Here is a 25,833-nt window from a genome sequence, read left to right as displayed (position 1 = left end):
TAAAGCCATAAAAAATAGTCAGAAAGGGTTTGACACTATGGGAACTTTAATATTATTGATCGCTTTGATTTTCGAGATTGCTTTTGCAATCTACTGTATTGTAACGAAACAAATCCATCAAAAAATAAAGAATTGGATTAGGATTGCTATATTTATAGCATTTGTCATTCCCACACTTTCATCGGTAATTGAGTGGAGTTTCCGCTGGGTAGTGCTTGGTATACTGCTTTTCATACTGGCGGCAATCGGAACGGTTTCGCTGATCCGCAACAAAGAAAATAGCAAGGAATACAAAACCTCTCGTATTGTAACAAAAGCAATTATGATGATATTCGTGCTGGTACTTGCACTTGCACCTGCACTTGTTTTTCCGCAGTATAAATCGCCAAAAGTTACAGGTGAATATGAAGTAGCAACCACAACTTACACATATGTTGACAAAAACCGTATTGAGGAATTTACCGACAACGGGAAAAATAGATTTGTTAATGTGGAATTTTGGTATCCGGAACATGCAGATGGAAAATACCCTCTCTTGGTGTTCTCACATGGAGCATATGGCATTAAGGATAGCAATAGCTCTACCTATACTGAGCTTGCAAGCCACGGTTATGTAGTCGTTTCAATCGATCATCCCTATCATTCCTTTTATACGGCTTCAGATGATAGAACGACTGCTTTGGTCAATTCAGATTATATGCGTGAAGTCAGCAATGCCAACAAAGGCATTTACACAAGGGAGGAATACTACGGACTCATTCAAAAATGGATGAAACTGCGAACAGACGATATGAATTTTGTAATGGATACGATACTTGAAAAAACCAAAAGTGACAATAACCCCATTTATCAACATATCAATACAGAGAAAATAGGTGTGTTCGGACACTCCATGGGCGGCGCAGCAAGTGTTTGGCTCGGCAGAGAGCGTGATGATGTAAGTGCAGTTGTCAATATTGATGCCCCGTTCTTTAGTGAGCTTGTTTATAAGAGAGAAATTGATGATTTTGTTGCAAAGGATGAAGCCTACACGACCCCACTTCTTAACATTTATTCTGACGATGTTTGGGTTCAACTGGATAGTTCTCCTGTTTATATAGCGAACAAACTCAATAATAAACAGTTCGAAGGAGCATATACTACTTATTTTAAAGGGGCAAAACATTTAAGCCTGACCGATTTACCGCTTTTCTCACCTATACTTACAAATATTATCCAGGGCGGAAAAGCGAGTATTGATGAATATTACTGTATTGAAACTGAAAATGAACTTATTCTTAAATTTTTTGACTATGCATTAAAGGACATTGGTAGTTTCACTTCCAAAGGGACATATTGATTCCATCAAATAGCTATACAGTTCTCCGCGCTGTCTATAACGGCAAGATTTAGGGCCATCCTTTGACGGATGGCCCTTTCTCTAAAAAGTATCAACCTATGGATTTTTCTAATCACAGTCCAAAATGTTCACGAACTAATCTAAATTGTTCTTCAACACTCAAACTAGTTGTTCTTTTAATGGTCTTGATACCATTTTTAACACAAGCATTTCTTATATCACGAGAAAACTTTACCATGCTATTGTTGCCGTTTTTGATTGTTTCCGCTGGATTAGCTGTAAGGTTAATAACATCCAAAATCATCTTATGGTCTTCCCTAAAGAAATATAGCCTTTCTATCTCTTCATCAGATGTATAGAGACATACCATTCTTTCTTTAGGAATAAAGGGTAATATTTGTTCGGGCATTATTCCTAAATCTATTATGATTGGTGTATCAGTAGGCATTTTCAACAAATCGATAACAAAAAACTCCATCATTTCTTCGACAATTTGAAAAAGCCATTCACAATGTTCATCGTTGGGTTTATTAAACCATTTATCCCAGTCCAAACCAGGATGAGGATATTGAAGGGCAGGGTATTCAACAGGGCTAGTGAATGGCCTATATTTTAAGACATTATCCTCTAGCGTTTGAAACCTTAACTCCTCAACAAATTTCTTCGTCATTGTGGTCTTACCCGCACAACAACCACCATTTAACCAATAAACATGCTTTAATTGTTCTTTCAGATAATTATCATTAACCTTCATATTTACCCTCCTCAAATTTTAATTTTGAGGAAGCTGACGGATTCTTATCGGCTTTCTATAACAGTGAAAGTACATATTGAATCCTCCTTTCCGAAGCATAATAATATTATTCCATCAATTGTACATAAATTCCTCCCACTATAATTCACCGCATCACATTTGTCGTTATGAACTCGGATTAAAACATTTGACCACAGTGGTCAATTCATACTATATTAAATATGACCACTATGGTCAAAGAGGAGGGTTTTTATGAACAATGCTTTTTTTAATATGGATATGGATAAACAGCATAGGATAATTAATTCAGCGTTTCAGGAATTCTCAAACTACGGTTACAAGGATGCTTCTACGAATCGAATAGTAGCAAGGGCAGGAATATCAAAAGGCTCTCTTTTCTATTATTTTGAGAACAAACAAGACCTTTTAAATTTCTTATTCAAATACGCTATCGATTATTTAATAGAAAATTATGTTGCTAGGATAGATACTAATATTCCTGATTTTTTTGAAAGATATAAATTGCAAAGATCCATTAAGTATCAAATATTTTCCGAAAACCCTTTTATTTTTTCTTTTATTTCTTCTTATTATTATGTAAACAACCAAGAAATGAATCTTCCTTCTGAATTAATAGAAGAATTAAAAAAACTTGAAGATCAGATTAATAATAGATTATTTCAAAACATCGACACTTCGATTTTTAGAGAGGATATTGAAATTAATGAGTTGTTAAGGTACTTCAAATGGTTAATGTATGGATATGAAAAAGAACTAATTATTGAAGTAGGAGATAATAATATTTCGTCCATCGATTGGAGTTTTTATTTTGAAAGAGATTATTCTTCTTTAGAGAACCTAAGAAAAATGTTCTATAAAAAAGATTATGAGGAGGTGTAAAGGATGATATTTAGGGAAACAAGTAACCAAGACCTGGAAACTATTATTTTATTACATGGTGGAGGTTTATCCTATTGGTCATTACAGCAACAGATTAACCACTTGTCTCAAAAATTTCATGTTGTCACACCGATCATTGATGGCCATGGCGAGGATGGAAATACAACCTTTATTAGTATAGAAGACTCAGCAGATAAACTAATCGAATTTATTGATGATAATCATAATGGTAAAGTGTATGCAATTTATGGTCTCTCACTTGGTGCTCAAATCGCAATTGAAATTATTTCAAAAAGAAAAAATATAGTGAAATTCGTGATTATTGAAAGTGGTTTAGTAATTCCAATGAAAAATATTACTGCCATATCTTTGTTTATGCAAAAAGCTTTTTATAAATTAGTTAGTCAAAAATGGTTTGCAAAACTTCAGGCGAAAACATTAAATATTACAGAAAATATGTTTGAAAATTATTATAAAGATAGTCAAAATATTTCAAAACAATCATTAATTAATATTACATATAGTAATGGGAATTATTGTCCTAAGGAACATTTAAGGGACACAAATGCTAAAGCACTAATTATAGTAGGATCAAAAGAGATTAAAATCATGAAAAAGTCTGCACAAATCCTAAAAAAGACAATTCCTAATAGTAAACTATATATCGCAGAAGGAATGAATCATGGTGAAATTAGTTTAATTCACTATCAAAAACATCTTGAACTAATTGAATCCTTTTTTCGACAAATAGCGTAGAACTGACACTGCTCACAGAAACTCTCGCAATAACCGATAAAAGGGAGCTCCACAGCGTACAGCGTGTGAGCTCCCTTTTAATTACTGGCTGGTTACCTACTATATTGTTGCCTTATTGTACAATATTCTGCACAACTCTACACGTCCCCCCTTGCTGTTCCTTTTCATCACTAGAAATCGATTTTATATAGGTTTTAGCCCTTTAAACCAGGTGGCAGGCAACATAATGATCGTTGCCCATATTACGGAATTCGGGCACCTGCTCCTTACACTGTGCTACGGCATATGGACAGCGAGTATGGAATTTACATCCCGATGGCGGATTCGCCGGACTTGGAATATCGCCTTTGAGCACGATTCTCTCCCGCCTCAGCCTCGGTACCGGAATAGGTATTGCCGAGAGCAGCGCTTTAGTGTAGGGATGAAGCGGCTGGCTAAACAATTCGTCCCGTGAAGCCATTTCCATCATAGAACCGAGATACATCACTCCGATACGATTACACAAATGCTCGACAACGCTTAAATCATGGGAAATAAACAAATAGGTCAATTCCCGGGTATGCTGAAGCCTCTGGAACAAATTAATAATCTGGGACTGAATTGAGACATCTAGCGCGGAAACCGGCTCGTCGGCGATAATAAAATCAGGGTTGAGCACCAAAGCCCGGGCGATACCGATCCGCTGCCGTTGTCCTCCGGAGAACTCGTGAGGGAACCGGTTATAATGATAGGAAGAAAGACCGCACGCCTCCATCACATCAAGTACCCGGTCGCGAATCTCCTCCTGCGGCGCAAAACGGTGCTCCAGTAAAGATTCTCCTATCGCGTCTCCAATACGAATGCGAGGATTAAGCGAACTGTAAGGGTCCTGAAAAATAAGCTGCATCTTGGGCCTTAGCTTACGGACTTCCGGTTTGGGCAGCTCATGAAAGGGAATTCCCTTAAAGAGCACTTCCCCGCTGGTTTTCTCATGCAGCCGCAAAATCGTGCGCCCAACAGTGCTTTTTCCGCTGCCGGATTCGCCAACAAGTCCGAACGTTTCTCCCGATTGTATCGTCAAGCTGATATCGTCTACCGCTTTGACATATCCGACGGTACGATTTAGCAATCCCGCGGTGATCGGAAAATATTTTTTTAAATGGCGTACCTCAAGCAATGCTTCACTCATGCTTCCGCCTCCTCTTCATACAACCAACAGGCTGCTCGATGACCGGATTCTACTTCCTTTAGCTGTGGCTGCCGGGTTCGGCAGATAGGGATGCATTTTTCGCAGCGATCGTGGAAATAGCAGGATTCGGACAGTTCAAGCGGACTCGGGACTTGCCCCGGAATCGAGTATAACTGTTCCGTCCGCTGACCGATAACCGGCTTGGATTTAAGAAGTCCCCGTGTATAAGGATGTTTCGGCCGCTCAAAAAGCTCCTCGACGTCCCCTTCCTCGACGATTTTTCCGGCGTACATGACGATGACATAGTCCGCCATTTCCGCCACCACACCAAGGTCGTGGGTGATCAGTATGATCGACATGTCGGATTGCTCCTTTCTTTGCCGGAGCGTTTCCAGTACCTGGGCCTGGATTGTTACGTCCAGAGCGGTCGTCGGTTCGTCAGCAATAAGCAGCTTGGGCCCGCACGAGATCGCAATGGTAATCATGATTCGTTGTAGCATTCCTCCTGACAATTGATGTGGATAAGAAGCTGCGATTTGTTCAGCTCGGGGAATGCCTACCAACTCGATTAGTTCCAGTGCCCGGACATAGGCTTGTTTTTTGTTCAGTTTTTGGTGGAGCATAAGCGGCTCCATGATTTGCCTGCCGATGGTGATGACCGGATTAAGGGAGGACATCGGTTCCTGAAAGATAATCGAGATGTCGTTGCCGCGGATGCGCCGCATCTCTTCTTTGCTGATCTTCAAAAGATCTTTATCCCCGAACCGGATTTGACCGCTTACGACTTTCCCGTGAGGTCCTTCGACCAACCCCATGATCGACATCGCCGTTATGCTCTTACCGCATCCGGATTCGCCCACGATGCACACCGTCTCCCCTTCATGGATACGAAAGGTAATATCGTCTACCGCTTTTACCGTGCCTGTCCCCGATTCAAAATAGGTACTTAAGTTGTTGACCTCGATTAATGGATTCATCTTCCGTTCACCTGCTTGTATTCTGTTTTGGATCGAGAACGTCGCGCAACCCGTCGCCGAAAATATTGATGGCAATGACCGTCAAAAAGATGGCCAGTCCTGGAGGGATCCACAGCCAGGGACGCTTCTCGAAATCGATCACATTGTTGGCTGCATCAATCATATTTCCCCAAGTCGGAGTTGGAGGCATGACCCCCAGCCCAAAGAAGCTGAGCGCGGATTCCGACAAGATTGCCCCTCCAATGCTTAACGTGGCAATAACAATCAGAAGCGGGAATACATTGGGCAGCAAATGACGAAACAACTTCCGTCTATCGCTAAGGCCAAGCACGTCTGCAGCGTGTATATACTCCCTCTCCCTTAACGTTAGTATCTGGCTTCGGACAAGACGTGCAACGCCTGGCCAGCCGATTACACTAAGCATTAACATGACGAGATAGAGCCGGTAATCAGTCGGAACTTTCCAATCCGACATGAGCGCTCCCATAATAAAGAGGATGGGGAGTCCAGGGATCGTAAACAGCAAATCGGCGATTCGCATGATCATCTGATCCATGACCCCGCGGTAATAGCCCGAGATGACGCCGAGAACCGTTCCGATGGTCATCGACAGCGCCATGGATGCAAGACCTACCGTCAGCGAGATTCTGCCGGCTTGCAAAAGTCGGGTGAGTACGTCCCTGCCGAGCAAATCGGTTCCCAACCAATGCTTGGCGCTCGGGGGCTGGTGCATCATGGCAGGATTGATTTTGCCATCCGCATAAGGAGAGAACAATGGTCCGATAAAACAAATCAAAAACATAAACACCATAAAAGCGAAGCCGGCTACGGCCAGCTTGTTTTTGCCCAACTGGCGAGCCGATTGCCGCCATATCGAATCCGAAGCATCCGAAAGGCGGCTGGCTTTCCCCGCCTGGCCTGCCGTCGTAGGAATGGACACGTGAGTTCCTCCTTTCTTTAAAGCCTGACCCGAGGGTCGGAAGTATGATAGAGTATATCGGATATCAGCGTACCGACGACCGTCAATATGGCTAAAAACATCGTAAAGCCCATTAAGAGCGGGTAGTCCCGAACGGTAAATGATTGCATGTACAACTGCCCGATTCCCGGCCAGTTGAAAATTTTCTCAATAATAATGGAGCCCCCGAAAAGACCTGGCAATTCGAAGCCGATCAATGTAATCGCAGGAAGCATCGCGTTTTTTAAAGCGTGGCGGTAAAGGACCGTTCTTTCCTTCAATCCTTTGGCACGTGCGGTCCGCACGTAATCCTGCCGGATGACTTCCAGCATGTTGCTGCGGAAATAACGAGTCAGCGAACCTACGCCAAGCAGTATCATGACAGCAACCGGAAGCAGCATATGATGCAGCACCTCGACGATATAATCCCAGCCTTCGGCTCGGCTGCCTGTCGTAATCATTCCTCCGGGCGGGAGAATTTTCAAATCAACGGCAAACACTTTGATCAGGAACAAACCGATGAAGAACGAAGGAATGGACATCGCGGCGAATATTCCGACCATGATAAACGTATCCAACAGCGAATACTGCTTGTAGGCTGTAAGGACACCGACGATAACGGCAAAAAACCAGGTGAAGAATGTCGAGACTACCGCAAGCAAAAAGGAGTTCCATATATAATCCTGAAACAGATCGAGGACCGGACGCTGCTGAGCCAAGGAATAACCAAAATCTCCTTTGAAAATATTGGCCATCCAATTCACGTATCGTTCGAATATCGGCTTGTTCAGCCCGTGAATTTCTCTCAGCTCTGCCTTGCGCTCCTCGCTTAAGCTCAAATTGTTGTCAACGTAATCGCCGGGCGTTAACGAATACAGAAAAAAAATCAACAGAGACGCGCCAATCAAAATCAAGAGCATATACAAACATCTTCGGAGCAAATAGGTTCTCATGTTCTCTCCTTAATCAGGCATCTCCGGCCTAAAGAGTTCAGGCTGGAGATACCTTAGTTAATAGAGCGGGCCAAAGGCTCTCCGTCCTAAACAGCCTATTGAAGTTCCCAATCCGGCAAGCTATAAGCGATTCCGGCCAACGGGTTTAATTCGAAACCGTCAATACGGCCATTGATGGCGATAACCGATTTAGTGTAGTTGGTAAACATGATCGGCAGTTCATCGTTTAAAATTTTGAACATTTCATGGTAAATCTCTTTGCGCTCCTCAACGTTGCTTGTAGCCAATCCTTGTGCATAAAGCTCGTCGATTCGAGGATTGTCGTAGCCTTTCGTCTCCCCTTTAATAAATCGGCTTACCCCTTGCGAAGGGTCGCTGATAATGGTAGTAGAGAATGAGGCCATGTCGTAATCGCCACTGTCGACCTTGGTTACGAGTGTGTTGAAATCCGGGAATTGCTCAGGGATAAAATCGACGCCGATTTCTTTATAGTTCTCCTTAGCAACCGCTATAAAAATATCGGTGTTCGGGCTCTTCGATCCAAGGTAGTTGATTTGCAGTTTTTTTCCTCCCTTCTGACGAATGCCGTCAGCTCCGATTGTCCAGCCGGCCTCGTCTAACAGTTGATTTGCCTTTTCCGGATCGTACGGATACGGATTGATGTCTTCTTCCGTATAGGACCACAGAATTGGAGAGGAAGGAATGTTGGCGATCGTAGCTGCGCCTTGTCTGGAATCAACATAAATCAATTGGCGGTCGAGACCGTAAGTCAAGGCTTGGCGGACGCGCTTATCTTTTAGATGATCTTTCTCCAAATTGAATTGATTGTATCCGTAATTGCTCGCGGTACTTGGCACCAGGTTCAAGAACCCAAGATTTTTTAGTTTTTCGATATTATCCGTGGTGGCTGAGAAGCTGCCGTAGTCCACTTCCCCCGTTTCGATAAATTGCCATGTGTCCCCCTCGGTCGTCTTGTAAATGAAGTATTCCGTCTTTGGTTTTCCGAAAACATAGTGTTCGTTGGCAACAAAACGTATTTCTTGGCCTGGAATGAACTTTTCAAGCTTGTAGGGCCCGTTCGTGATCGGGTTGGCGTGCAGGTTTTTAATATAATCCAGATTGCCGAACTTATAATCCTTACCGTAGTAGGCTTTGGATAATATCTGGCCGCCCAGCACAGTCAGTGCGGTCGCATTCGTCTCTTCCAGCGTCACGGAAATCGTTCGCTCATCGATAACTCGAATACCTTCGATGGAATCCGCTTTTCCTTCCTTGTATGCTTGCCCGCCTTTGATATTGGTTTCCACGACACTGTTAATACCGTCGTATGCCGGATCATGAAGTAAGGTCCATGTAAATTTAACATCCTCTGTCGTCATAGGCGATCCATCACTATATTTCAGACCTTCGCGAAGATGAAATGTATAGGTCAGCTTATCTTCGGAAACTTCCCATTTCTCGGCGAGCCCAGGGACCGGCAATCCGTTCGTATCGACTCGGACAAGCGAGGTGTACAGTACGGAGTTTACGTTACCGTCATAGCCGACCTGTGTGAAATAGGGGGTAAACGCGCCGCTCGGGTTCGTCAGGGTGACAATGATCGCATCGTTACGCTGCTTTGCTCTATCCGGGATTTTGGACAAATCCGTCGCAGCTAAAGGCTCTTGAAGTAAATGAACTTCCGTCCCCTGCTCCGTTAACGATTCATTGGTGGCGTTGGACTGGGGAGAAGGAGACGAAGCCTCCGGCTGATTGTTGGTAGAACTTGACGAACAACCCGCCAGAATAATCGAAAACGTCAAGAACCACAACCATAACAAGCCTGTATACCATTGCTTTTTCATAATAACCACCTTTAATTTTTTTTTTATAAAACCTAACTTCAAAGTGACACATAATTCAAATGGGTTAAGTAGGAATTATTGCTGAACTGGTACACCGTTTTACCCTTCGTTATATATTCTGAATATCTCCCCCTATTGTGTGCGAAAACAAAAAAACGCAGGAAATAGCTGAAGCAGCTATCCTACGTCTCCAATGGTATGGTCGACTCTGTTTTCATTTTTCGAACTAATAATTTGATTAATCCTATAAGAATAGTAGTACTTATTGAAGCATACCATCAGACTATACAGAGTGTCAATATTTTCGACAGAACTTCAATAAGTCTTTTCTTACGACTTAATGCTTAGAAAGCTTGCTTTATTGTACATAGTATTGATGAGAATCGGTTGCTGTGTTTTCAAGGAAATAATCGATGTTCTGACCAGGCTCCGCGTTAATAGGAATATGCAAATGAATTAGACCAGTTGTCCCTCAATCATCGTCCATTGTACTTCATACTTCTCATTGAGGAGGACGAAATCCGCGTCGCAGCCGATTTCAATTTTCCCTTTGTTCGACATGCCTAGAATACGAGCAGGCGATGTCGAAGCCATCTGTACAGCATCTGTCAAGGATATTCCATTCTCTACGGTTAGTCGCAACGCTTCATTCATCGTCACCGTGCTTGATGCCAAAGTACCGTCCGCTAGCCTTGCAATTCCCTCGGATACGGTGACATTGTGGCCGCCAAACAGATATTCTCCATCGCCCATTCCCATCGCTTGAAGCGCGTCTGTAATTAGCACCATCCCTTCCGGCCCTTTAATACGATGCATCAGGCGGATGATTGCAGGATGAAGATGGACTTGGTCGACAATCGCTTGCAGACTTACATGCGGTTCCTCAAATGCGGCAACGATCAGACCGGGGTCTCGATGATGAATCGGTCTCATTCCGTTAAAGCAATGTGTCACATGACTCGCGCCTGCTCCAAATGCTTCCTTCGCTTCCTCATACGTGGCGTCAGAGTGCGCAACGGCAATGACAACCCCTTGATCCTTCAAGTAGGAGATCAGTTCTAATCCTCCAGGTAATTCCGGAGCAATCGTCACCATTTTAATGAGCGAACCGGCTTCCTGAAAAATAAGTTTCATTTCATTGAGATCAGGATGACGAAGATACTTCTCATTCTGCATCCCTTTACGCTTCGGATTCAAATAAGGTCCTTCCAAGTGAATACCGGCGATCTTCGCCCCTTGCTCACGACCAATCACCGACTTCACGCTGCGAATCATGTTCAGCAGATCATCCATCGTTGAACTTACGGATGTAGCTAAGAACGACGTGCATCCGGTTGCAGCACATGTATGGGATACCTCTTGAATACTAGCCTCCGTGCCATCCATCATATCGTAGCCATTGGCTCCGTGAATATGAACATCTATCATCCCAGGGATGAGCCACATCCCATTGCCATCTATCCGTTCGTACTCCTCGTCGAACTGCGGGGATTCTTGCGTCTCAATTCGCTCGATCTTCCCGTCTGTGACCCAGACTGTAGTGTAAGGTAGTATTTGATGTGGAAGCAATACGTTGACATGTTGAATGATTTTGTTATTCATCTCTGCTCAGCTCCGTCCTGAGGATTATTTGTTGTACATTCAATTAGCGTGATATTTTTCTGATCTAATATTTCTTTCATTTCGCTGGAAATAAACTGATCTGTCACGATGATATCCACGTAATCAAAATCCAACTTAAATCTTGACTTTGCCACGAATTTCGTATGATCCACAACAAGGATCACTTGATCCGATTGCTTGGCCATTTCCTTCTTCACTCGAACATCTTCTTCATAGGGATAATAGAGTCCGTCTGGCTGTATAGATGTTGCCCCAATATACGCCTTATCTGCTCGTATTTCACTAATCTTATCAATGACGGAAGGACCATATAAAAGGCGGTTCTGGGTATGCAGATAGCCCCCAAGTACATAAATGCTCAAATCATCTCGTTTGGAGAGAATACCTACATTATCAATCGAATGTGTAACGGCTGTAATCTGTTTCGCCTGAATATGTTCCGCGACAAATTGGACCGTTGTCGATACGTCCAAGAATACCGTCTCATGATCGTGAATCAGCTTGGCTCCAAGCTTACCAATATCGTTTTTGCTGGTGGACTCCTCAATTAGACGATCTTGATAGGAAGAGAGCTCCTTCCGAAGTTCTGGAAGAGCTACCCCTCCATGCGTCCGAACAACGACACCTTCTTGTACCAATTTGACAATATCTCTTCGCGCCGTATCTCTGGATACTTGAAAGATCGAGCAAATTTCCCCAACGCTCATCGATTGATGTTGTTTTAAGTAATCAAGAATTTTCAATAATCTATGTTCTTGAAACACTCTTAATGCCCTCCTTAGTTACGCATTCGAATTCATGATTTAAGTATATATAAGCAATTCTTGAAAATCAATAAGTATTTATAAGTAAATAATAAGGTCACCACACCGTAGTAAATCCATTTCGCTTCAAAATTAACGTTAGAAAGTGCGAATTGTTACAAAAACAAGATTACTTATAAACCAAGAATCTCCGTTTCAGAATAGCAAAAAAACTCATCTACAATTCATAATTGCAAATGAGTTCTCTTTCACTGATTGACATCTAGCTCTGTATTAAAGTATTGCTTGTTTTAATAAATTTCATTAAAGATCTGTTCATAATCACTCATATGCTTATCTTCCTAACACTAGGTAAATTTATGAGATTTCAGGCGAGCAGCGCTTGCTTAACATTCTTCACGGGTAGAATGAGTTAATATTATAGCCTTATATCTTTATTTCAAAAGATTAGGGAACTATCCTGTTATGCGCTTTTGTTCGATACTGTCCCGGAGATAAACCCGTCCACTTCTTAAAAGCGCTTTGAAATGCGCTAGGCTCGGAAAAATACAGCAAATAGGCAATATCGCCGATGGAATACTCTCTTTTTTGCAAATAAATCATAGCCAATTCCTTGCGTACCTTTACAGATAGCTCATTATAGGAAGTTTGCTCGGCCTTCAACTTATGTTGAAGTGTTCTTGTGCTTATTTTGAAATATTCCGCAGTTTGCTGTAAGGTCGGAAAAAAGGAAGGAACACATTCTTTCATCCACTGAACTACCCGGTCTGAAAACGTACTTGCCTGGGTCAGCTCATCCTTAGTTTCCCGTGCCATATTCTCGAATACTCCCAGCAATCTTGCATCAGCGTACAGAATCGGATATTTCAGCACTTCCTTACTCATACGCAGAACATTATCTTTCTCGCCAAAGCAGGGAACTTTCCCGAAAACCGCCATATAGGGCTGTGTATCCGCCGGTGCGCCATGTGTAAATCGAATTTCATGCAACGGGATGTGTTGATTGCTAAGCTTGTTGATCTTATGATACAGCGAACTTGCCATCTCCTCTACGACATGACGCGATGCTTGACCGGGATTCTGCAAAAAAAACCGGATAAGGACATCGTCCCCCTCCACTTCCCAATCCAGGTTGAATACGTTGCACAGAATCACATTGTATCTCTGATAAGCGGTAAGCGCATCAACAATGGCTTTAGAATGATGCATCACATAACCGAGAATACCCATATCGGCAAGGTCTATGATCTGTCCTTGGTGCAAGCCAAAATGATTGTCCTGCGTGTAATTCGCGGCGGTAATCATCAATCGCTCCAATTCCTCTTCGCTAATACGAGCCTCCGTATTCTGTAATAAACTACGGTCAAACGAAGCATACTCGAAATATTTCTCTATTTCATATCCTTTATGAACAATAGTCTTCATAATCGGATATACCATTGTGATGGGAACTCCCGGGTTCTTCAATATCCATTTCCCCTTTGCGTGAATAAGCAGGATACTTGCGCTTTTGATTATTCATTTATCTTTCTATTCGTTCTATGCTAATTACAGTTTTATACTAACTATTATATCGCAAACAATTGCAACAGGAGGAACTAGAGATGAAATCGAATATTCTCGTTATTAACGGACATCCCGACCCAGAGAGCTTCTGTTCGGCCTTGTCCAAAGCGTATATGAAGGGGGCTTCGGCCAACAAAGCCCAGGTTCGCTCTATTGATTTGAGCAAGATCCAATTTGATCCGAACCTAAAGTTTGGCTACCGTAAAAGAACAGAATTAGAGGAAGATCTGAGAGATGCTCAAGAGCTAATCCGCTGGGCGGATCACCTTGTATTTATTTATCCTACATGGTGGGGTGTAATGCCGGCCATCCTGAAAGGATTTATCGATCGGGTCTTTCTCCCCGGCTTTGCTTACAAATACCGGGAAAATTCTTCTGCAGTGGACAAGCTTTTATCCGGAAAGTCCTCGCGTTTGATCGTCACTGCCGATACTCCGTTCTGGTACAATAAGTTGGCATATAAGAATGCAGAATACAATGTGATGAAACGCAATATATTGAAATTTTGTGGAGTATCTCCTGTACGTGTTACTGAGATTGGTCCAATCCGAGGATCTTCGGATAAAGCGCGAGCTGAGTGGCTAGCCAAAGTGAATCAGCTTGGCGCGCAATTAGCTTGACCCTCTTCTGATTGGTCCCTACTCAATAAATCACTTTAGTTGTACTTATTTTTATAATAATTATAATTAAGAAGTATAGCTATTTAGAAGGAGTGATTGAATGAGTAAGAACTTTATTATATTTGGAGCAAGCCAAGGGCTAGGCGATGCATTTGTAAAAGGCTTACCCACTAAGGGAGATACAGTATGGATGGTATCACGCACACGACCAAGTAGTTTAGATATAAATGATGGCGTAAATCGTAAATGGCTCGCCATTGATTTATCTAGTCAACAACAAATTCCTTCTTTACAAGAAACTTTAAGAGACATTGCTATTGATGTTTTAATTTATAATGTCGGAGTATGGGAAAAGCGTGGTTTCGAAGATGACTATACGTTTGATAAGGATGAAGTTGGAGATATTTCGAACATAATTAATATTAATTTAACTTCCACTATTACATATATTCAGGCGCTTTTACTTAATTTAAGACAGGCGAATAACGGGAAAATTATTTTAATTGGTTCAACAGCAGGTTTAGATCATACGAATAATGCACAAGTTTCGTTTGTCACATCTAAATTTGGATTGCGTGGTATTACAAATGCTTTGCGTGAGCACGTGAGGAAAGATAAGATCTCTGTAACGTGTATTAATCCAGGAGAGCTTGCTGCTGAAGTCCCTTATGAAGAAGGTGTAGAAAAGGCAATTACGTTGTATGAAGGCACTCGTATTCCTGTTCAAGACATTGTAGCCATTGTCCAATGCGTTATTAATTTATCGCCTGTTTCATGTGTAAAGGAAATTAATATTCCTGCCATAACAGACTTAAATGCATGATTGTATAGCAAATGAATAGAGTTTTTCGGTATATAAAATATGATTCATTCGGTACTAAAAACAGCTCGCATTTTGATCAATCTTTTTTCAAAATGCGAGCTGTTTTCTATGCCTAGAATCAATGATTGTAGATATCTTTCAATCAATCTTTATTTCTTTTGTTCCTCCTTCCTACAAACGGTAATAATGGATGAGGATTCAAGATTATTGTGCTCGCTTAGCATAGTATCACCTACCATTAACAAATATAATGAAGTAACTATGACTCCTATTCATAATGGTGCTATAGATTTCTCCTGATCTGTAACAAGATTATCAACAACTGGTGATACACGTTTAACAAAGAATGTAGCCAGGAGTCCCAGCAGTAAACAGCCCGCCAAGATTGAGAACGTGAGGATATAATTACCCGTTTGGAGCATCTGAATGACTAGGATGGGTCCAATGGTAGCACCTAAATTCACTACAACCGTATAAATAGAAATCGCCGCACCTCTTGAGGCTCCCCCTAGTTCACCGACCAGTGAAACCAATGAAGGGATGGCGGTTGCAATGCCGGATACAAATACGACGCTCATCACAATTATAAACACCATGTTTGTTCCAAGTCCTATCAAAATCAATCCGCTCGCAGCTAGGATTATTGCGCTTCTAAGTACGGATATCATGCCAAATCTCCTAACCAGACTACTCGCAAAAAGAGACATTAACATCCCTATGATCCCTACTGAACGCACATATAATATCTGTTGTTTCGAGAAGCCGAAAAGAGAACTGCTTAAAAAGTCTCCCAATGCAGTGTACATGCCTACAAAAGAAAGCAGCATGACCAATGCGATTACATAGGCAAACCATAGCGATTTTTGTCCCAGCGTCTTTCTCATTTGTTTGAATGCTGCCGCAACACGAATTCCATTCGCCGGGAGGTTTGGTATAAAGAATATCATCAGTAGTATTAGTATAAGATAAATCGCTGCCAAAATGATGAACACATATTGCCAACCTAAATGAAAACTTACAAAGCTGCTGAACACCTGCCCGATAATCCCAGCCATAAGAAAGCTTGCACTCATACAGCTAACTGCAAAGACTCTTTTATTTTGCGGGAACAATTCCATCACATAGGGAAGGACTACGGGAGAGAAAGTAGCCGCAGTCAAGCCTTGTATTCCTCTGAAAAGAATAACTGAGGATAAACTGCTTTGAAACCCTAGAAAGATAGTAACAATCGTTAACGCAGCTAATCCCCAAAGCATGATTTTTTTTCGGCCAAAACGGTCTGATAATGGTCCAAATAATAAGCATCCAACAGCGAAACTTAACGTAAACAAACTACTAGTCCATACTGCTTGCCCTTCTGATACAGAAAACTCCTTTGAAAGTACCGAGATTAAGGGTATTGTAACATAGAAGCTGGACATAATTGCCAATCCCGCAAAAAACAATATCAATATAATGAAAGAATTAGGTTGTGCTGTTTTGTCTGACTTCTTCATTCATTTTATCTCCTCTTAAAATTTCACTACTCAACTTAACGAAAGCCGCCGATTGGGCCGGCGGCTTTCGTTGGGAGTTTTACGTTGTTAAATTATTTTTATCTGATATGAACTGTTTTAATGAATCAATATGAACAGCTCCAACAAATTTATCGATCGGCTCACCATTTTTAAATAGAATCGTTGTTGGAAGGCTCATAATTCCATAATGAGCGGCAGTACTTGGTTGTTCGTCTACATTGATTTTTAGTACCCTCACTTCTTTGCTATACTCCTGATCGAACCTCTCGAGTATAGGTGCAAAAGCGCGGCAAGGTCCGCACCAAGGCGCCCAAAAATTAACTAATGTAAAACCTTCTTTTTTCAAATCACTTTCAAATGTTGTATCCGTAGAGTGACAAATAGTCATGTGTATCTTCCTCCATTTTATAATTTTTCACACATTTTCTACCAAGGATGAATCGACTGGATCTCATCACCTCCTTAAACAACACGTTTGAAATCATGAGGCTTTCTCATGAAGATATTAAAGACTTTTTATATCCGTAATTAACCCGTAGGTGAACTCCCACGATTTGTAAAATCCTCCTCCGCCAAATCCATATTTACGCTCATAGCCGTTTGGCTGCCGTCCGCTGCAGCAAAAACCACTTGGGAAGGAGCCACATACGAAGTATCTCCGGCGATATATAAACCAGGTATTGCGGACCTCCCCTTTCCGTCTGTTTTAATCCCGCCCGAGGCCGTCATTCCACAGCCTAATCGTTCTGCGAACGGAACGCTTTGCACAAATTTAGGAGCCACGAAACCGCTAGCCCTCGGAATTTGAGTTCCGTCTGCAAAGCGAACATGTTCAAGCTGCCCATTCTGACCAATGAAAGCTGCAATAGGTTGCTCCATTACCACAATATCCTTTGATTGAAGCTGCTTTTTGTGCTCATCTGACAGAGACGCCTTGCCGTTCGTACAGACAACCAGATCCTTGCTCCAATTGAGAAGCAGTTTGGCCGTATGAAATAGGTTTGGATATTCGGATACAACAACAAGCGGTTGATCTTGAAGCTCCCAGCCGTCGCAATAGGGACAATTGAACAAGCTTTTCCCGTAAAGCGGATAAAAGCCTTCAATATCTGGATATATCTCCTTTACGCCTGTTGCCAAGATCAGTTTGCGCGCCTTAAGGTGAAGGCCAGCAGAATCAACTAACTCAAATCCGAATTGGGTAGTGTCAACAGAAACAACTTCGTTTTGAAGATGATCGACTAACGGATAACTTTTAACTTCCTCAAGAGCAATTCTGCGGAACTCGGCCGGCGTTACGCCGTCTCTCGTAATAAAGCCGTGAGACGCATGTGTAACAGCATTTCTGGGTCGATTGTTGTCAATGATAGCCACGCTTCTCCTAGCTCTTCCAAGGATGAGGGCAGCATTCAATCCAGCCGGTCCTCCACCAATAATGGCGCACTCGTAAATCATGATGCTCAACTCCCTTATATAGACTTTAAAGACTTATTATATCTATGATTAGATAAAAAATATTTTTATATGTATCAAACTGCTCTCCTCCTTTCAATATAAAATGGCTCAACCTTAAACCTGCGTTTTACTTTTGGACCAGATCCGTCAACTTCGTGTTTTTAAGATGGCTTTCCATTTTCTCTTCCGCTTCCTTCATTACAGCTTGAATCGAGCATTCGTCGCCGTGGAGAAAATCACATTCAAATAAGGATGCCGTTCCCTCAATAGCGTGGATAATATTCAAAAATCTAATATCGTCTTTCTTGCGAGATAAGCGATATCCTCCGTTGACTCCGGAAACAGACTCGATCATCCCTGCTTTCACGAGCCTTGTTAAAATTTTGGATAAATAGGTTGGTGAAACACCTTGTAATTCTGCTAACTGTTGAACACCAATCGGCTTAACCGGAGAAGCGTCAACGAGCGCGAGCATGGTGTGCAAAGCATAATTCGTTGCTTTTGTAAATCTCAAGGTATCACCCCATTCAAAGACTTGATGTATCTATAATATCCTCGAAATCATCAATGTGTCAAGTTGTAACTTTTCATAATTTTCGCAATATATGCGGTTCGATGCTCACACTCATTACCATCGCGTGTAGTGAGCCGCCGGAGGATTATAGCCGCTGGTCCGTTCCGTTGCTGCCAACCGCTTGAAGAAGCGCAAATTGACTGCGTCATGGCGGACATGGACCGATAACGGGGAACGGTGGGATAACCGCCGTTTTTCGCTTCCCCCTCGATTGGCGTTAGACTTCTTGGGCTGTTGACGTGCCTGACACACAAGCGCTCACGACAATGACGGTGATTTTTCGCACCGACAAAGTACGTGAGCGCTGACCATTTCGTTCCGCATTTTGGTTATCTATAACGCCTAATTCCACCCCCCGTTTGCCGCTTTAAGCCCAGACGTCAAGGACAGCACGTTTTAGTTGGCCAATGTAGGTCTTATTACCGTTTCTTCTACCAAGGTGCCCTTTTTGGTCGTGTGGTGATTGACGAAGCGGTAATTTTTAGATTGGTTATCCCACTTCACTTTTCTAAGTGTAGCCCCTTTGAAATTAGCGTCTTGATTCAAGACCGTTTTTGGCACTTGCGGTTCAATTTCGTTCGCGTCGTCAAATTCCATGACTATCTGGCTTACACGTAAATCAGTTTTGTTTTGCGAAAAGTCGTTACTTAGTTGAACGGTAAAGTTCTTTCCAGTCAATGCATACGTTACAAGATCGCTTAATTTAGCATTCTTGTCATCATAGTGTCGATACATGATCACTTCTTTGTCAAATGCGTAGGTTATGTTTGGATACAGCTTATTCAGCTCTTGAAGGGCCTTATCCTGATCCTTTTTACTGATTTTATCGAGTGGGAGCTTCTCGCTAACAGTTATATACTTAACGTCTTTAGTATCAAATAAAATTACAAATTTTCCGTCTACCGATTCAACTTCCGCAAACTCCGTGTCGACGGCATCATAACTGAACTCGCCAACATCCTGTAACTTGACCTCTTTCCCTGCTACTTGCTTTAACACTTTTTGCAGCTTTGCGGCTTCCGTTTGGTCGAGCTGAATCTTCTTCTCTGGTTGCTGCTGATCTTGCGTAGCCTCAGCAGCTTTTGAATCCTGCTCTGCTTGCACGGAAGCCTTTTGCGGTATGCTCGCGGCGTTGCTTTCCTTAGCGTTTACCAACGTCACGCTGCCAAGCGCGAGAATCATTCCCAACCCCAAAATGGACAGACCATAGGATTTTTTGTTGAATTGTTTAATCATTATAAGTCTCCTTTTCATTTCTTTATGTGTCGCGGACAAGCCGGCAATCCCCGGTTGATGATGGCTGCCTGAAAAATGCTCCAGCACATGAATAATTGTTTGTCCGTATGCCCTATTTTGCTGCGGGCTCATCCGGTCCAAGACGCATGCATCGCAGGCCATCTCCTGGTCCTGTCTTGCTTTATGTACGGCAAGCCATATCAATGGATTAAACCAGTGGAGAATAAGGATGATGTGTATCATCCAATTCACGGCCACATCCCGTCGCTGAATATGTGCGAACTCATGCGCCAGAATATATTGAAGCTGCTCCTTCCTCAACGTGACGAGCAGTCTTGGCGAAATGACGACCGCAGGTTCACGAAAACCGACTACGGCAGGTCCGGGAATCCGTTCCGATGCTACAAACCGTACTTTACTATTTATGCCCAATAGCTGCTTCGTCTCTTGAAACACTGCCGATAAAAGTGGCGTTTCGATGGATCGGCCTGCACGCAGGGCTTGTTTCAATCGAAGGTGGTCGTATACCGTTTTCGCAGCAAGAAACAATACCCCCAAAAGCCATACCAGCATCAGCCCATTGGTAAATCCCAGTTGCTTGATCTGATTCCACCAGAAGCCGCGCTCCTGCACGGTTCCCGATTCATGGGATGAAGCAGGCACTTCCGAAATTCCGCTTGTTTCCGGTTTTAAATAGCGCTCACCATGAACCGCCGTCTCGCTCGCTCTCCCCACTTCCTTCCAAACCGAAGGATCTTGGGTCTTCTGATGAATTCCGGGGGCTATGGCCTCCAGAGACAAAACATTGTACAGACTAAGCGAAGATTCCGGCGCCCAAGGAAGCAGCAGACGAATCGCCACAGGCAGCCAAATCAAATATTTCCATCTAGCTTCTAGCTTGTTTTTTAATAGAAACTGCAGGATCAGGACAAGTAGGACCAGTATGCCGGCCATAAATGATCCGCGGATCACCCAGCCAAAAAACGATAACAAGCTTGCATGTAATGTTGGACCCATCAGCTATCTCTCTTTTCCGGTCCGCCGTCTATGCAGTTTTCGTCAAATAAAGCCTTCAAATCCTCGATTTCCTGCGCATTCAGCTTTTTATCCTCTAAAAAATTGGCTAGCATTGGCTTTAATGCACCGCCATACAGCTTTTTCACAAAAGATGTGGTTTCAGACCGTAGATATTCCTGCTCGCTGATGATGGGGTAAAATAGCTGGGTACGTTTTGAACCCTTTTCCAGCTTTGCCCCCGCTGCTTCTTTCTGCACCAATCGATTCAGGAGTGTCCGCGTCGTGTTCGGGCTCCAACCCATTTTCTCTGCCATCTGCTTTACGACTTCGCTGGAAGGGCAATCCGGATTTACCCATAACACGCGCATAATTTCCAGCTCTGCATCCGTAACCGCTGGTATTTGGTTCATGCATGTAACCTCCAAGGTCAATTTATCAGACTACGTATGTAGTTACAAATCCATCCTACATTTGTAGTTTGGTAATGTCAACATATTGTTACATGCAAAAATCCTTAATGTTGCATGGATACTTTTGATATTACGTTCATTTTGTATAGCTCCTCCCATATGACTATTATTTACACTACGTTTGTAGTCTTTGTCTAATATACTACAGTTGTAGTTATATGATGTCAATACCTTTGTTACAAAATCGCTTCATCGTTTTGGCTAAGAGCAAACAACAACAAGAAGCGCATGGAATCGGACAAGGGGTAGCTCACTCTAGTTGCCAACGCAAAAACACCTCCAAGGTTATCTCCATATCTTACGACATGGTTCGATTCTCTTGAAGGTGTTTTGATTTGTCTCACGTTATGGGGTCAGTCCCCACCGACGGCAACCCTATTTCGAGAGCTTCTTTATCGCTGCCACCTACTCGGCTGAAGACTCATCCGTAGACGAAATCCACTTTGCATAAAGAACCGTATTGTCGGTGACCACGCGGGTTTCAAAGTTCCACGCTGTCGTATAGCTTTCGTCTGTATACCAGCCGCCGAATTTATATCCGTTCCTCGTCGGGTCCGTTGATGGTTTGGATACAAGACCGCCAACAGGTATAGCTTGATGCTGAATATAGCTTCCTCCCTGCCCTGTTTTAAACTCAACAGCCTTCAGGCCTTCATTCCCAATTTGATGCACACCGATGTCGAGCACATCATCAGGCCGAATGGCATTTCCAAAGAAGTCGCGTGTCAAAGGGAATATTTTGCTTAAGTCTCGCCGTCCTTCAAGCGTTTGATCTGCTCGAAATCCAGCACCTACCGCAATATTTGGGTCTACTGACTTGAGCTTGAAGCCTGCTAGCTTAGACACATCAAATTCTGAGCGGGCAATCGCTTTGCCGATCCCAGTATTTCTCGAGTTGAACAGAACTGTATTCTTATCCCCGTTCTTAACAATAGTTCCGTTGGTTGGAATGGCGTCTTTAGGAATGACGTCAATATCCATAGACTGTTCTATATTTGCCAGTATAGTTGTCGGGTCCGCATAAATGTTATGCGATCCATAAACGCCTGAAGCAAATTTGCTTCGATCGATCAGAGTTTGCGGATAAATGATATTGTAATCGAAGCTGCCATGCGTCATGACGCTCTTTGAACCTATGTCGAAGACACTAATCATATCCTTGCCATACAAAATATTGTTATAAAAGTGACTCCAGATCGGACCTGTGCTGCTTGTACCGAATATTCGCGTCGTGTTTGCACCAAGCTTGAATATATTGTTGTGAATAATCGGGTAATCTGTACTGTTCGAGCTGCCGCCAACCGCATAATAAAACAAATGCGAGTATGCCGCAGATCCTTCTTGGGGACTGCCATCATCAATACTAATGTTGTAACGCACAATGCTGTTCTTCGACCCTGGCATGAACAACATGAAGCCGCCATAATTGTTTCGGCTATAGTTATATTGATAAACTGCCCCGTCATTGAAACTGTCAATGTCAAATGCTTCGCCATCGGCGCAATTGTACGGGTTATCCACCACTTCGTTAAATTCCATCACGGAATCCTTGACGCCCATGAACCACAGAGCGGCATAATTGGCCACACTGATATATTTTCCAACCCCATCGGTGATGTTTGGACCTTCCCCGTTCGGCTTCGCGTCAGTTAAATACGTTTTTCCAAAACCCGTAATATAGTTGTATCGAGCTTCGCCCTCAAGAGCGTTGGAAAGAACCATCGCATCGCCAGAGCCATTAGCCATGTAATTGTTGAAGTAACGCACCTTCATAATGGCGGGATATCCGCTCTTGGTCCAACCGTCCGGGTGGAAACCTGTATTGCGAATTCCTTCGTTGTCGCAACGGATTGCGGTATTGCCCTCGGCCAGAATATCGTCGATATAGCCGTAAAATATAATGCCGCCGGCCACCTTAGCACCGCCATAGGACTGATGAAGGGCATTGACATCGTGTACATAAGAATTGGTCACGTATACATGACTTTTTTTGCTGGCCATAAAGTTTTCGGGAGTACGCTCCTCAAGCGTCTCAGCATAATTATTCATAATCATAATGCCGTTGCGCCCTATTTCCCATTGGGAACCAAGGTTTGTCACTTCAAGCCCGTCGATTTCCCAATTTTCCTCGTTCACGAGCTCAACAGCGCCGGAGGCTAAACGTCTTTCCACCGGATTGGTGTCAAAAATATAGTAGGGATCCTTGCTTATGGTACCGCCGCCATTAATGACAGGTCTCTTGTACTTTTGACCTCCGTCGTTATATTTGCCAAGCTTAATCACCTTGTCCTCCGTACCGGAGCCTCGCAGCTTCAGTTGACCGTTCCAAATCGATTCGGCATCCAGGAAGATTTGATCCCCAGGATAGAATCTAGTCTGATTTATTTTACCCAAAGATTTCCAGGCAGTCTCTGGCGTCAAGCCGTCATTGGCGTCATTCCCGGTTTGATTTGAAACATAATACGCTCTCGGTTCATGATTCACAATGTCGACCATGACGTCCAGGGTCTTCCCGCCTTTAAATTCAAGCTGGACTGCCGCTTGGCCTACAGGGAGCGAGCTTAAGAAGCCGTTCTTCAGCAGCATCATACTCGTGGTGTCTATCAGACAATAATCGACATCTTCGATAAGTCTCTGGCCATTGTACAGCACCCCTGTCAAATCGGTCAGGTCCGGCGTCACGCGCAGGGTGATATTTTCCTTGTTCTCAAGGTCAAATTCAACAGCAGCAGGCATTACTTTATATTCTTTACCAGCCAACTTGATCTGAGTGGAGATCGTAGCGGTTTTCAGAGTCGCCGACTGCGAAACGACAGAGACATCGTCAAAAAAGTAACGATTTTCGATATTTCCAGCGTTAGCGTTCCAGTTGGTCATCAGCACAAGGGCGCCGATGTTCTTGACGGCAGTAGTTTTAAACGCTGTTTGTCCGTCAATTTTAGCAGTCATACCGTCACTGTTGACGATCCACTCGAACTTATGCCATCCCGCGGAACGTTCAATTTTATTGCTGGTCGAACCGTCTGTAGGATTCCATGCGCTGCCCGCACGCCAAATATAATAACCTTGTCTGTTTGTATCGCTTAAATCCTGTACAACGCCTAGCGCATAATAATTACTGGTACTATTGTTATTAGCGGCATTTTGGACGCTGAACGCCAGTTTAATCAGTTGATCCATATCGCCATGATCATAGAACCAAGCCGTTACCGTTCCATGAACCGGATTGACCACTCTTGAATTCACCAGCGCTCTGGCAGGCCCTGTAGTACCGGACACAGCGGTAGCAGCATTACGCCCATAGTGCGGCCTCACAGCAGAATGACTATAGGAACCCGGAGCCCCTGCAGTAAATTTCTTGTCGCCCTCAAAATTATCCATGAAGAGGATGTCGCTGCCCTCATAATAAGAGACCGTCGCGTATACAGTGACCTGGTCGTCTTCTTCACCCGGATAATAGGAGGGCTTGACTTGAATATTCCCGTCTCGGTCCACATCAACCTTAGCCTTATCTTCATCGTTTAGACTAAAGGCGACATCATCAATAACGTAATCAAATCCGCCATCAACGAACAGCCTGTCGCTGGCTCCCTTGCTCAACACTGTTGAATCAAAGCTCAGCGCCAGATCATTACCGGAGAGTTGTTGCGCAATAGATAGACCGAAGCTTTTGGGATCGCTTAATGCGGAATCCGAGGTGTGCCGATTATCAGCCGTTACGCCCTTAACCTTGAATGTGTAATCACCCGGGCCATGTTGGCTGATCAGGCTGTCCCAATCATATTGGTTAGTCAAAGAGGCTTCCAAACCCAATGAAGTTGTGTTCTTAAATAATTCAACCACATAGCTGACAGCATCAGGCATCTCCTCCCAAATCGCCTTGCTGCCAGACCATGCAAGACCTGTCACCGCATTCAGTTCGCTGCCTATCGTTAGCTTCAATTCACGTCCAGCATTCCCAAAGCTCAATTCAAGCAAATAGCTTCCCGGCGACAAGCTATCCAAATAGTGATTTGAAATCAGAACAGTATTTTCGGACGTATTAACGGTGTAATTTTCGCTGCTGATAGACTCGCCGTTCAACTTTACCTCCGTAAAATCCTCTAGATTCGGCGACTCTTTCACAATCAGACCCTGTGCTGATCCATGACTATAGACAGCGCTTTCAGGATAACTGGAATAGTTCTCCTCGTTCTCATTAAGAACGATCCGTCCGCCTTCCCCCTCCCCACCTTCTGGCTTGTCCAAGCTAGCATCCAGAGTAAGCAGCCCCGCCTCCGAATTACCGGCTTGAACATTAGTTAGGGCCAAATTTGCTCCTATAAGTGAGAAGATTAGAACAAGTGATACAATCTTTTTGAACCGTCTAAAAAGATACATACTTTCCCTCCTCAAATTAGAATGCTTCCCCGAAACTTCATGAATTTAAGACCTAAGATTCGTAATATGCTTTTTCACCCCCCCTTTCAATCTTCTAAAGATTGCTGAATAGATGCTTCATTTTAGGCTGGTTGATAGA

21 protein-coding genes are annotated in these 25,833 nt (G+C 43.2%); 5 read left to right on the top strand and 16 right to left on the bottom strand.

From position 1 onward, the window contains the following. Positions 1-37: 37 nt before the first annotated feature. Positions 38-1,339, top strand: coding sequence for an alpha/beta hydrolase family protein (locus AC2TF5_RS13280; RefSeq protein ID WP_491302601.1), 1,302 nt, complete (start codon positions 38-40; stop codon positions 1,337-1,339). 112 nt (positions 1,340-1,451) lie between these two features. Here AC2TF5_RS13280 and AC2TF5_RS13275 read toward each other — a convergent pair whose 3' ends face one another. Beyond that, positions 1,452-2,093: a hypothetical protein gene (locus AC2TF5_RS13275; RefSeq protein ID WP_491302600.1), complete on the bottom strand. Its 642-nt coding sequence runs from the start codon at positions 2,091-2,093 to the stop codon at positions 1,452-1,454. A gap of 252 nt (positions 2,094-2,345) precedes the next feature. On the opposite strand from AC2TF5_RS13275, the gene AC2TF5_RS13270 reads away from it, so the two are divergent. Further along, a complete protein-coding gene (locus tag AC2TF5_RS13270) occupies positions 2,346-2,993 on the top strand; it encodes a TetR/AcrR family transcriptional regulator (protein WP_491302599.1) in 648 nt (215 codons plus the stop codon). A 3-nt stretch (positions 2,994-2,996) separates the two neighbouring features. Beyond that, positions 2,997-3,749, top strand: coding sequence for an alpha/beta fold hydrolase (locus AC2TF5_RS13265; protein ID WP_491302598.1), 753 nt, complete (start codon positions 2,997-2,999; stop codon positions 3,747-3,749). 202 nt (positions 3,750-3,951) lie between these two features. On the opposite strand, the gene AC2TF5_RS13260 is transcribed toward AC2TF5_RS13265, so the two are convergent. From AC2TF5_RS13260 to AC2TF5_RS13225, 8 genes are all read right to left on the bottom strand, one after another. Further along, on the bottom strand, positions 3,952-4,917 hold the full coding sequence (locus AC2TF5_RS13260; protein ID WP_491302597.1) for an ABC transporter ATP-binding protein: 966 nt from the start codon (positions 4,915-4,917) through the stop codon (positions 3,952-3,954). Further along, a complete protein-coding gene (locus AC2TF5_RS13255) occupies positions 4,914-5,894 on the bottom strand; it encodes an ABC transporter ATP-binding protein (protein WP_491302596.1) in 981 nt (326 codons plus the stop codon). Before AC2TF5_RS13255 ends, AC2TF5_RS13260 begins: the two co-directional genes overlap by 4 nt. Before the next feature lie 7 nt (positions 5,895-5,901). Further along, the gene (gene opp4C / locus AC2TF5_RS13250) at positions 5,902-6,834 is read right to left on the bottom strand and encodes an oligopeptide ABC transporter permease (RefSeq protein WP_481856642.1); all 933 of its coding nucleotides are present in this window, start codon (positions 6,832-6,834) and stop codon (positions 5,902-5,904) included. Between the two features lie 17 nt (positions 6,835-6,851). Further along, entirely contained in the window at positions 6,852-7,805 is a 954-nt protein-coding gene (locus AC2TF5_RS13245; protein WP_208919777.1) for an ABC transporter permease, read from the bottom strand. Positions 7,806-7,900: 95 nt separating this feature from the next. Continuing rightward, positions 7,901-9,649 (bottom strand): ABC transporter substrate-binding protein, encoded by a 1,749-nt coding sequence (locus AC2TF5_RS13240; RefSeq protein ID WP_491302595.1) that lies wholly within the window; start codon positions 9,647-9,649, stop codon positions 7,901-7,903. A 456-nt stretch (positions 9,650-10,105) separates the two neighbouring features. Then, entirely contained in the window at positions 10,106-11,251 is a 1,146-nt protein-coding gene (gene nagA, locus AC2TF5_RS13235) for an N-acetylglucosamine-6-phosphate deacetylase (RefSeq protein WP_491302594.1), read from the bottom strand. Next, a complete protein-coding gene (locus AC2TF5_RS13230; protein ID WP_491302593.1) occupies positions 11,248-12,036 on the bottom strand; it encodes a DeoR/GlpR family DNA-binding transcription regulator in 789 nt (262 codons plus the stop codon). The genes nagA and AC2TF5_RS13230 overlap by 4 nt, the downstream gene beginning before the upstream one ends. A gap of 447 nt (positions 12,037-12,483) precedes the next feature. Beyond that, on the bottom strand, positions 12,484-13,503 hold the full coding sequence (locus AC2TF5_RS13225) for an AraC family transcriptional regulator (RefSeq protein WP_491302592.1): 1,020 nt from the start codon (positions 13,501-13,503) through the stop codon (positions 12,484-12,486). A gap of 137 nt (positions 13,504-13,640) precedes the next feature. Here AC2TF5_RS13225 and AC2TF5_RS13220 point away from each other — a divergent pair, with 137 nt between their 5' ends. Beyond that, on the top strand, positions 13,641-14,222 hold the full coding sequence (locus AC2TF5_RS13220) for an NAD(P)H-dependent oxidoreductase (protein ID WP_491302591.1): 582 nt from the start codon (positions 13,641-13,643) through the stop codon (positions 14,220-14,222). 100 nt (positions 14,223-14,322) lie between these two features. Continuing rightward, positions 14,323-15,045 (top strand): SDR family NAD(P)-dependent oxidoreductase, encoded by a 723-nt coding sequence (locus tag AC2TF5_RS13215; protein WP_491302590.1) that lies wholly within the window; start codon positions 14,323-14,325, stop codon positions 15,043-15,045. A gap of 272 nt (positions 15,046-15,317) precedes the next feature. Here the strand turns inward: AC2TF5_RS13215 and AC2TF5_RS13210 are convergent, their stop codons facing one another. The 7 genes from AC2TF5_RS13210 to AC2TF5_RS13180 all read right to left on the bottom strand — a co-directional run bounded on the left by AC2TF5_RS13210 (position 15,318) and on the right by AC2TF5_RS13180 (position 25,694). Further along, on the bottom strand, positions 15,318-16,541 hold the full coding sequence (locus tag AC2TF5_RS13210) for an MFS transporter (RefSeq protein ID WP_491302589.1): 1,224 nt from the start codon (positions 16,539-16,541) through the stop codon (positions 15,318-15,320). Between the two features lie 79 nt (positions 16,542-16,620). Then, on the bottom strand, positions 16,621-16,950 hold the full coding sequence (trxA, locus tag AC2TF5_RS13205; RefSeq protein WP_491302588.1) for a thioredoxin: 330 nt from the start codon (positions 16,948-16,950) through the stop codon (positions 16,621-16,623). 140 nt (positions 16,951-17,090) lie between these two features. Then, positions 17,091-18,017, bottom strand: a complete 927-nt coding sequence (locus AC2TF5_RS13200) for an NAD(P)/FAD-dependent oxidoreductase (protein ID WP_491302587.1) — start codon at positions 18,015-18,017, stop codon at positions 17,091-17,093. Positions 18,018-18,144: 127 nt separating this feature from the next. Next, entirely contained in the window at positions 18,145-18,531 is a 387-nt protein-coding gene (locus tag AC2TF5_RS13195) for an Rrf2 family transcriptional regulator (RefSeq protein ID WP_491302586.1), read from the bottom strand. A 456-nt stretch (positions 18,532-18,987) separates the two neighbouring features. Continuing rightward, entirely contained in the window at positions 18,988-20,844 is a 1,857-nt protein-coding gene (locus tag AC2TF5_RS13190) for a M56 family metallopeptidase (RefSeq protein ID WP_491302585.1), read from the bottom strand. Then, positions 20,844-21,254 carry a BlaI/MecI/CopY family transcriptional regulator gene (locus tag AC2TF5_RS13185; RefSeq protein ID WP_044877005.1) on the bottom strand — a complete coding sequence of 137 codons (411 nt, stop codon included), beginning with the start codon at positions 21,252-21,254 and terminating at the stop codon, positions 20,844-20,846. The genes AC2TF5_RS13190 and AC2TF5_RS13185 overlap by 1 nt, the downstream gene beginning before the upstream one ends. 465 nt (positions 21,255-21,719) lie before the next feature. Then, positions 21,720-25,694 (bottom strand): InlB B-repeat-containing protein, encoded by a 3,975-nt coding sequence (locus AC2TF5_RS13180; RefSeq protein WP_491302584.1) that lies wholly within the window; start codon positions 25,692-25,694, stop codon positions 21,720-21,722. Positions 25,695-25,833: the final 139 nt, after the last annotated feature.

It is taken from the genome of Paenibacillus sp. JNUCC 34 (assembly GCF_058269055.1).
Note: the sequence above shows the minus strand (reverse complement) of the source record. Positions and strands in the feature narration are given on the sequence as shown.